The 10,099-nt window shown below is 41.4% G+C and carries 6 protein-coding genes; 2 read left to right on the top strand and 4 right to left on the bottom strand.

Annotated features, from left to right (window positions below; translation table 11 throughout):
• The 4 genes from VNZ46_RS08190 to VNZ46_RS08175 all read right to left on the bottom strand — a co-directional run.
• A partial coding sequence (locus tag VNZ46_RS08190; protein ID WP_325559599.1) for a RagB/SusD family nutrient uptake outer membrane protein occupies window positions 1-1,215 on the bottom strand: 1,215 nt, incomplete at its 3' end.
• Window positions 1,216-1,220: 5 nt separating this feature from the next.
• The gene (locus VNZ46_RS08185; protein ID WP_325559598.1) at window positions 1,221-4,622 is read right to left on the bottom strand and encodes a TonB-dependent receptor; all 3,402 of its coding nucleotides are present in this window, start codon (window positions 4,620-4,622) and stop codon (window positions 1,221-1,223) included.
• 231 nt (window positions 4,623-4,853) lie between these two features.
• Window positions 4,854-5,993 carry a FecR family protein gene (locus tag VNZ46_RS08180; protein ID WP_325559597.1) on the bottom strand — a complete coding sequence of 380 codons (1,140 nt, stop codon included), beginning with the start codon at window positions 5,991-5,993 and terminating at the stop codon, window positions 4,854-4,856.
• Window positions 5,994-6,070: 77 nt separating this feature from the next.
• Window positions 6,071-6,661, bottom strand: a complete 591-nt coding sequence (locus tag VNZ46_RS08175; RefSeq protein WP_325559596.1) for an RNA polymerase sigma-70 factor — start codon at window positions 6,659-6,661, stop codon at window positions 6,071-6,073.
• Between the two features lie 262 nt (window positions 6,662-6,923).
• Here VNZ46_RS08175 and VNZ46_RS08170 point away from each other — a divergent pair, with 262 nt between their 5' ends.
• Both VNZ46_RS08170 and VNZ46_RS08165 read left to right on the top strand, forming a co-directional pair.
• Complete coding sequence (locus VNZ46_RS08170) at window positions 6,924-7,895, top strand: type IX secretion system membrane protein PorP/SprF (RefSeq protein ID WP_325559595.1); 972 nt, start codon at window positions 6,924-6,926, stop codon at window positions 7,893-7,895.
• Window positions 7,896-7,986: 91 nt separating this feature from the next.
• Window positions 7,987-9,870: an OmpA family protein gene (locus VNZ46_RS08165; protein ID WP_325559594.1), complete on the top strand. Its 1,884-nt coding sequence runs from the start codon at window positions 7,987-7,989 to the stop codon at window positions 9,868-9,870.
• The last annotated feature ends 229 nt before the right edge of the window (window positions 9,871-10,099 follow it).

Genomic DNA, 10,099 nt, shown 5'->3' with positions numbered 1-10,099 from the left:
CTCTGCATTGATCAGCAACACTTCCGCATAGCGGATTACAGGCAGATCGGTAAATTCTGTATAGACTTTGGTAGAAGGGTCAAGTGCATAGAATTTGATTTGCGGATAACCTCCAAAAGTTGGTCTGGTCTTATTGGGAATACCTCCGATAACTGTAGAAAACCCAGGAGGCATAATGGTTGTGGCCATTCTTGGATCTCTGTTAGTGAACATTTGTACATATGGTTTCGTACTGTAACCAGGGCTGGAGGTAAAAGGTGTGCCATCGAGCATCAGATAGGTATCTGCCAGTGATTTGCTCAGAGACCATTGCCAGTCAAAAACATAGTGTGTGCTGTTGGAACGGTTCAGCGCCTGATTGTAGTCCTGGTAAAAGATCATCTCTTTATTGGAACTCAGATCTGTACTCGTAAATAATTTCTGATAATCTTCCGCTTTCTTACCAGTATTATAAATGCTAAAACCGGCTGCCATAACCTCCTGAGATGCAGAAACCGCTCTTTCCAGAAAAGAGTTTGCCGTGCTTTGAAGGTTCAGTTCATCATGATATTTCCGAAAGGTACCTTCAAACAGACAGAATCTGGCCAGCATGGATAGGGAAGCCCATTTGGTAATTCTGGTGGCAGAGCCATCGGCTTTCACATGGGCTGCTGCAAATTCGAAATCCGCACGAACGGAATCGGCAACCAGACTACGAGGGTCTTTGGGTTTGTATAATGCCGCATCATCGGTGGTACCCAATACTGTATTGTAAAATGGGACATCACCAAAGCGCTTCATCATCTGGAAGTAGAATACAGCTCTGTAAAAACGGGCAATGCCCTTAAAATGATCAATAGAGGTCTGATCTCCTTTTACATTTTGGAGATTGTTCAGCATATAGTTAATCCTGCGCAAGTTATCCCATTTCCAGGAATCCCCCGATACATTTGAGGCACTGATGTTGCCCCGGATCATATTGTCCACCTCGCTTCCGCCAAGGTAGACTGAAATGTTGTCTGAAAATACATCACTTGTACCGGCGCCCAAGGAGGTGTTTCCGCTCATTTCATAAAAACCATTGCTATAGGTTTCCATATCGGCAACGGTTTTGAAGAAATCTTTGGAGGTAATGGCACTTTGAGGAAGTCTTTCCAAAAAATCTTTCTTACAGCCAGAAAAAACAACAGCTGCAAAAAATGCCATCAAAAAAGTAAGGTAGTATCTTGTTTTCATGATGCTTAAAAATTAACGTTCATACCAAATGAATAGGTGCGCTGGAAGGGGTAGATATTCCCGTTAAGACCTTCCGGATCTAGTTTTACTTTGAGTTTAGTATATTCAAAAAGATTTTCACCGCTTACATAGAAATGTACATTGGCCAGTTTTAATCTGTTTAGAATACTTTTTGGAAGTGTATAACCCAGTGTGATATTTTTAACCCTTAAATAGGCTGCGTTTTGCAGGTATTTGTCATTTGGGATACCAAGTTCCATACCTGCATCTTCAGCGGCATAGGCTTTTACCCTTGGAAAATAGGCATTAGGGGTTTCTGGTGTCCAGTGATCCATGTTTTGAACGGTGACATTTGTCCATGGCTGGGCGTAAATTCCCCAGAAATAAATGTTGGAATTTCCTGGATACCAATCTCTTTTGGCTACGCCCTGTAAAAATACGCGGACATCAAATCCTTTCCATGCGGCGGAAAGATCGATGCTGTAAGGTAAGTGAATAGCATTACTCCCGATTTTGGTCTGGTCTCCAGGTTTATCAACGGTATTGTTTCCAAAATCAACCTTTCCGTCATTGTTGCGGTCTTTGAATTTAATGTCACCGACATAATAGCGGTAGTTGTTATCATCTTCACCAACTGCAGTCTGATCGGCGTGATTTTTTAAGTCGGCCGCGTTCTGGAAAAAACCTTCTGTTTGTAAACCCCAGATCTCGCCAATTTCCATGCCTTTATAATAATTGGTCAGGGAATTTGTTGGGTTATCAAACCGGGTAATGAAAGTTTTGCTGTCACTTAAAGCAAGGGTAACGTTATAACTCAATGGAGAACCGGCCACCGGAACATCATCTTTCCAGCTCAGTTTCACTTCCCAGCCATTTGTTTTAAGATCTGCTGCATTCGCTGTAGGCGAAATAGCACCAAAAACCCCTGGTAATGGTTTTCCTGGAACAAGCATGTTCTTTGTGTATCTGGTGTATTTATCCAGGTTTAGTTCCAGTTTGTTATTTAAAAAGCTCAGGTCAGCACCGACATTCACCGTAGATACTTTTTCCCAGGTAAAATTATCTGAGATTGGTTTGGGAGGGTTTACATAGGTTACTTGTTTGCCATCCAGGATCTGTCCGCCCTTGGCACTTTGCAATATGGACAGGTAATCATATTCATTGACCGAGGCTTGATTTCCGAGCACTCCATAAGAACCTCGGATTTTAAACTGGTCCATATGCAGAGCCTTTTTTACAGGTTCAAAGAAGCCCTCTTCAGAAAGGATCCATCCTGCAGAAGCAGAAGGAACAAATACCCATCTGTGGCCAGCAGTAAATCTGGATGATCCATCGTAACGGCCGTTAAACTCCAGCAGGTATTTCTCCTTATAATTATAGTTTAAACGATAGAAAAGACCCTGAACCGCCCATTCTCTAATGTTTTCTGTGGTGGTCTGATCGCCCGTTGCGAGGTTGACCGATGGAATATTGGTAGAGATCAGCTGTTTGCGTTCAGTTGAAAAATAAGTGTTGATGGAATGTTCCTGGTTATAACCAACCAGTCCGGAAATAAAATGGTTGCCCAGTTTTTTGTGTGCATCTGTATAGACGTTGACCACATCATATTTAATGTTTGTGTTTTGATCTTTGGCACTGCTGGTAGAGGTTAAAGGAGGGGATAAATTTGGTCCGGTTTTATAGGCAACCGGAATATCATAAGACCTGGACAGTGAATCAATTCTGCGGAAAGTTGCATCACCTTTTAAACTCCATACATCTTTAATCAAAGAGGTGTTAAAGGAGAAGGTAGTTTGCAGGGTATGGCTGTTGACGTTTATTCTTCCACCTTCCTGCGCTGCGCCCAATACACTGGCACCTTGAGAAGTCCAGGATCCGTCCGGATTTTTAGGTACATCAATAACATTGGAGCGATTGATCTGTTGAAAATAATTTCCGCCATTCACAATGTTAGGGCTTTCATAACCACCCTGGCTAAGTACTGTGTTGTTAGATAAGGTAAGCCATTTGGTCACATCTAAATCTACTTTGGCCCGCATGTTATACCGGTTGTTCTTTTCATTGGCATTTTTTACCAGGCCCTGCTGATTGTAATAACCTGCAGATAAAAAGTAGCTTAATTGATCAGTTTTTTTCGAGATGGTGAGGTTGGCATTATATGTAGGGGCGGAATTGTTGTAGGCCTCTTTAATCCAGTTTGTATTTCCAATATAGAACCATTTATTTGGATCATTTGGATCGATGATAACGCTCGGTAAAGACATATCTAAAGAACGTAGGCGAGCAGCTTCGACCAATGCCGGGCTATAGGCTGGATTGTACAGGGGATAGGCTGCCTGATTCTTCATTTGTAATACCGTATATGGATCAGTAACCAGGTCTGGCAGTTTTCCAACGGTTCGAATGGCAGTATAAGCATTAAAGCTCACATTGAGTTTATCGCTTTTAGCAGATTTGGTCGTAATCAACACAACACCGAAAGCAGCCCTTGCGCCATAGATTGCTGCGGAAGCCGCATCTTTTAAAACGGAAACGCTTTCAATATCAGAGGTGTTTAATGACAGAAGCTCAGAAGAAGAGTAAGGAATATTATCTACCAGGATTAAAGGCTTGCCACCATTAATAGAAGTAAAACCACGGATATTAAATTCTGGTGCTGTATTGGGCGCTCCATTAGCAATCGAAATGTTCAGGTTAGGAATCAATCCCTGCAAGCCCTGACCTAAATTGGCAATAGGCCGGTCATTCAGTTGTTTAGCTGTGATCGCATCTACTGCACCTGTTAAATTCGCCTTTTTTTGCGTACCATAACCCACCACCACCACTTCATTCAAATCAGAAAGTGCGGGTACCATTTTAACCGATAGTTCATTAGATGTTTTGAGAGATACCTCCTGTGTTTGATAGCCCATGTAAGAAAGTACGAGTACAGCATCATTACCAGGAACCTTAAAGCTGAAATTTCCATTCTGATCTGATTTATACCAGGTTTTGGTACCCTTAATCAGGATAGAAACATAGGGCATAGGTACTCCTTTTTCATCCACAACTTTTCCTTTAATCTCAATATCAGTAAAGACCCGGATCAGTTTTTCAAAGAAAGAAGTAGAAGAAGGTTTAATGACAACGGTATTGGCCTCAATTGAAAAGCTTAAATTTTGCCCTTCCAGACACGCTACCATTACCTCATTAAGAGGTGTGTTTTTAAATTTGGCATCGATGGTCCGGTTGGTTTTAAGTTTATCCTGCTCCCAGAGAACATTGTACCCTGTTTGCTTTCTGATTTCCTTAAAAACGGATTTTATGCTGATGTTTTTTCCAGTTAAAGAGATATTCTGCGCACGGATGCTGGCACTGGCCTGGACCAGGAAGGCAAGCATGAGCAGGGAAGTAAGTTTAACATTCATTATCAACTGCCTTTTTAATGCGGTTTTTGGTGAAAATTTGGCCATATAGGTACTTGCCCTATGTAAAAAGCCCGTATAAATTTTATACATTTGATTGTTTGTTGTGGGTTTAAGTATTGTATATCCTAATTTATTTTGCTTGCCCATACTCAGCGCGCAGTTTACTGCGAACATAGATCAGTGGTGTTCCGAGGCATCACTGATTTTTTCTTTTGGAACAAAGCGGTTGGCTCATTTTAAAACGATAATTTTCCTCCCTTCTATTTTAAAGTGAACAGACTCGGTTAATTCCAATGTTTTTAAGATCTGCGATACACGACCAAATCTGGACACTGTACCATTAAAAGACTTTGTACGAAGTTCGTTTTGCTGAAACTCAATATCTACGTTATACCAGCGGGACACTTTTCTCAAAATGCTCTCCAGGTTCTCATTGTTGAACATAAAGATGCCTTCCTTCCAGGCCAAAGCCTCTTCTATATCAACAGATCGTACTTTAATCTGACGATCGACAACCGCCTGCTGGCCTGGAGCCAGTATTTGATTATCTCCACTGCTATTGGTTAAAGTTACCTTTACACTACCTTCAGCTAGTGTGGTTTTAGTGGTTTGTTCATCGGCGTAGGCATTTACATTGAAATGTGTGCCCAGCACCTCAATATTTTGCCGCTCACTATTTACAATAAAAGGCATTTTTTTGTTCTTAGCCACTTCGAAATACGCTTCTCCCTTTAAAATAACCCTTCTTTGCTGTCCGCTAAATCTGGCAGGGTAGCTTAAACTGGAAGCTGCATTTAACCATACCCTGGTTCCATCGGGCAGATTGACCTGGTACTGGCCGCCTTTAGGTGTTTCAATGGTATTTAAAGCAGCAGAACTACCTGCGTCAGCCGCACTTAAGTTTGCTTGTTGAGTATAAACCAATTGGCCATCTGCGGTTTTGGTAATCAATATTCCGGATTGTTTTGCAATGGTACCTTTCAGGGCATCTTCAAGTACGATTTTAGATCCGTTGGCTAAAGTAAGAATAGCCTTGTTGCCACCGGCAGGCAAATCTGTTTTTGCAAAGTCAGTTAAGTTGCCCCTTGAGGTGGTTGGTTTTGTGAAATATAACGAAACCCCCAATATTGCAATTGCAGCAGCAGCAGCAGACCAATACAGTGTTTTTTTAAAAGGATATTTTATACTGTTCTGCTGGCTGATGTTTTCCCAGAGTACTTTTTCCATCTCCGGGTAATCAAGCGGATCAATATCCTCAGGCCTGTCTTTGGTCTCTTCTAAATACCAGCTTTCTACAAGAGTGGCATCTTTAGGACTACCCTTACCTTCCAAGTACCTGGATATTAATTTTTTCGCTCTTTTATTCTTCATTCTATATTACCAGTTAGGGCGTTTTTACATAAGAGCATTTGTAAGGACCCAGGTAGTAGAGAAAATTGAAAAATATTTTAAAAAAGTTTAAAAAAATGGAAAAACAACAGAATGGTGATGGTAGTACCCAATTTGAGTTTGAGTATTTTAATGGCGTTGTTCATTTGTTTTTTTACCGTTTTATCAGAAATCTCCATTTTACAGGCAATTTCTTTCTGAGAAAGGTGTACTTTTCGGCTTAGTTCAAATACTTCTCTCATTTTAGGTGGGAGTTTAGAGATCTCACTTTCTATACGGTTGGATAATTCGCGGTTGCGGACCAGGTGATCAGTAATATCCGTTCCTTCGTCAATGAATTTCTCCAGTGAATTCATATAGCGTTCTTTGATCCTTCCTTTTTCAAATAACCTCAAGATACTGTTTCGAACACTGGCGTATAAAAAAGCAGATAAAGAAGTATGGAGATCAATAGTGGATGATTTGGCCCAGATCATGACAAAAACATCCTGGATCACATCTTTTGATTCCTCTTCATTTTGTAGCATTTTCTTGGAATACCTGTAAAGCATACCCCAATATCTTTTATAAATTTCCTCGTAGGCCCTGTGGTTGCGCGCTTTTAAAAGCACCATGAGCTCCTCATCAGAAAGTAAATTATAAGCGATCATATATGTCTGCAATGAAAACACAAAATAAACATTATATTTTATACTTAATGTTTATTTCTCATTGTTGTTGTGTTAAATCTAAAGCAGATAATTATATACCACGCCTACGGTATAGAGATGTTCGTACTCGATCGACCCAGAATTAAAAGTTAATAAAAATGAACAGAAAATGAACACAGGAGTATAAAGGTATTGCTGTCAAGTAAACTATTTTTACCTGCTTATATCTTTTGGGCACAACCTGCAAAGGGCTATATTACTTATGAAGAAAAGACGACTCTTATTATTTATATTCACGATACTTTTTATAAATACTGCCCCGGCACAACAAGATGCCCAGTTCAGTCAATATATGTTTAACGGAATCTATATCAATCCTGCTTATGCAGGTTACAAAGAACAGCTGAACATTCATACCTTTTACAGGAGTCAGTGGACTGGAATTACCGGAGGGCCAAAAACGATGTCATTGGCTTTAGATGCTATTGCCAACGACGGTAATGTTGGCCTGGCTTTGCAAATTTCCAAAGATCAGCTCGGTGCGCAGAGTAACCTGGCTGGTTATGCCAACTATGCTTACCGGATCCGGATGAATGAAGATGGCAGCGCCCGCCTGGCTTTCGGCCTTGGAGTGGGGGCGGTACAGCTCGGTATTGACGGAGCGAAACTGAATCCTAACGAAGCAGAACCGGACCAACCTACAGGCAACCAAAGCACCATTGTGCCGGATGCAAGGGTCGGTGCTTATTACGCTGATAACCGTTTTTATGCAGGGTTCTCTGCCGATAACCTGATCTCTCAATATACGAACATAAGCCGTTATGCTTTTATCCCTCAGCCTAAACCCCATTATTATTTAACTGCTGGTGCATTAGTGTCTTTATCAGAAGATTTTATGTTAAAACCCTCTTTTCTGTTAAAGGATGACCGGGCAGGTCCGACCAATTTAGATTTGAACGCCTTTTTACTTCTTGGAGAACGGATATGGGTGGGGGGATCTTATCGAATGGGCGTAAAACTCTATGACAAGAGTTACTTGCAACGTGACTTAAGTACACAAAATTCGGTAGTCGCAGCAATGGAAATTTTTGCTTCCAGTAACTTTCGCATTGGTTATGCTTATGATTTTTCTGTAGGACCTTTGCAAGGATATAGTGGAGGAACGCATGAGATTTCAGTTGGCTATTATTTCAAGCTCAAAAAGACAAGAATGTTAACACCCAGATATTTTTAAGGCTATGGGGTCTATTTTATTTAAAAACATATGGATTGTTTGCTGTATCGCAATTCTGTCGTGTTATACTGGCGTTGTAAAAGGGCAATATGTGATCAAAGAAGCTGATGTAGCTTATGATTTATATAATTATGAGAAAGCAATAGATCTTTATGAGCAGGCCTATCAAAAAAAGGAAAGTTTGCATGCAGCAGAGCGCCTGGCCTTTTGCAACCAGCAAGTGCGAAATTACAAAGCAGCAGAAAGCTGGTATGCAATAGCTGTAAAATTGCCGGAGAGCGGATGGGAAAATGTATTGAATTATGCGCGTGCATTGCAGAACAATAGCAAATACAAGGAAGCACGGGAACAATATGTAAAATATGCTGCATTGAACAACACCATCAAAGTCCTGCAAAAAGAACGCTGGCTGGCCAGTTGTGATTCGGCTTCAAGCTGGATGAAAAATCCCAAAACTTTAAATATTGACAACCAGAAAACGTTAAACAGTAAGGCATCTGACTGGGGAACTGCGGTTTATCAGAAAGGTCTGGTCTTTAGTTCTGACCGTGGAAATGTAGAATCTGAAGGCCACAGGAAAGGGAAAGCCTTTTTGAAGTTTGATGGTTCTAGAGTTCCGGATCAGAAGGTGTATGGCTGGACTGGGAGGGGGTATCTAAACCTGTATGAACAGAAGACGGGCGATGGAGAGGTTACTCTTTTTCCCCTGCATGTACCTACTGATTATCATGTGGCCTCCGCCAGTTTTAGTGCCGATGGAAACGAGGTCTACTTTACATTGACCAGGATTCCCAAAAAGGGAGAATTTGACAATAAGCGGATCCAGACAGTGAATATAGAAATCTACAGCGCAAAGAAAAATGCGCAGGGAAACTGGAGTGGGGCCGTTCCGTTTAAATATAATAAGGTTAACAGCTACTCAGTTGGCGACCCCTTTTTAAGTAAGGATGGCCAGGTGCTTTATTTTGTATCCAATATGCCAGGTGGCAAGGGAGGAACCGATCTCTACTACAGCCAACGCGAAGCATCAGGAGACTGGGCTTTGCCAGTTAATATAAGTGAATTGAATACGGAAGGAAACGAGCGCAGCCCAGCCTTTGATGAGCAGGGTAATTTCTATTTTAGCAGTGACGGCCGGATAGGTATGGGCGGCCTGGATATTTTTAAGGCAAAACTTGACGGTGATCATTTTGCTGCGGTAGAGAATGCAGGTTATCCTTTAAATTCTCCTCAGGACGATTTTGCCTGCTTGCCCATTTCAGCAGATCAAGGCTATTTTTCTTCTAACCGGCTCGAAGGATTGGGAAGTGATGATATTTATAGCTATGCCATGAAAAAAGCACCATTGTTCAGGTTGGAAGGTACAGTATATAAAAAGGGAACTGCCGGCCCCCTGGGAGATGTGGTCGTGAGTTTGCAGAAAATCGGAGGCGGAAACCTTAAAGTTCAAACGGGAGCAGATGGTCGTTTTGGGTTTAACCTTGCTGAATCTTCAAGCTATGGTTTAACGGGAGAGAAGACTGATTTTCGGCGGGACAGTGCTTCGGTGAGTACAATCGGTTTAACAAGGTCAACAGTATTGAAACAGGATCTGTATCTGGAAATGATAACCTTGAATAAAGCGATCCGTTTGGAGAACATTTATTATGATTTTGATAAAGCAGGCATTCGCACCGATGCAGCGATAGAGTTGGATAAACTGGTGCGGATTATGAAGGATAATCCGACGATGTGGATAGAGCTGGGGTCGCATACAGACAGCAGGGGCAATGAGCAGTACAACCGGTGGCTTTCTCAGCGAAGGGCAAATTCAGCAGTGCAGTACATCATTGATCAGGGTATTCATAAAAACCGGATTTCAGCTAAGGGTTATGGAGAAAGCCAGTTGTTGAACCGTTGCGCTAAGGGGGTAAAATGTTCTGAGGCTGAACATCAATTGAACAGAAGAACAGAATTTAAGATTGTGAAATATTAATTAAAAAATCCTGGTCCGCAGCGCACCAGGATTTTTTATATCAAATTGCACAGGGAGGTTATCTAAATTCTACCACACCCCCTAAACCGGTTTTTTCATTGATGTTAGATTGGAACAATACTGTAATCTGGCTGTAAGCCTTACCTTTAGGAAGGTCGATTTTAAAGTCAGATGGTTCTGCATTTGTTTTCTCTCAGATCTTTTCTCCGTTTGCCCAGATCTCTGCTTT

This window comes from Pedobacter sp. (genome assembly GCF_035566355.1).
Lineage (GTDB): Bacteria > Bacteroidota > Bacteroidia > Sphingobacteriales > Sphingobacteriaceae > Pedobacter.
Note: the sequence above shows the minus strand (reverse complement) of the source record. Positions and strands in the feature narration are given on the sequence as shown.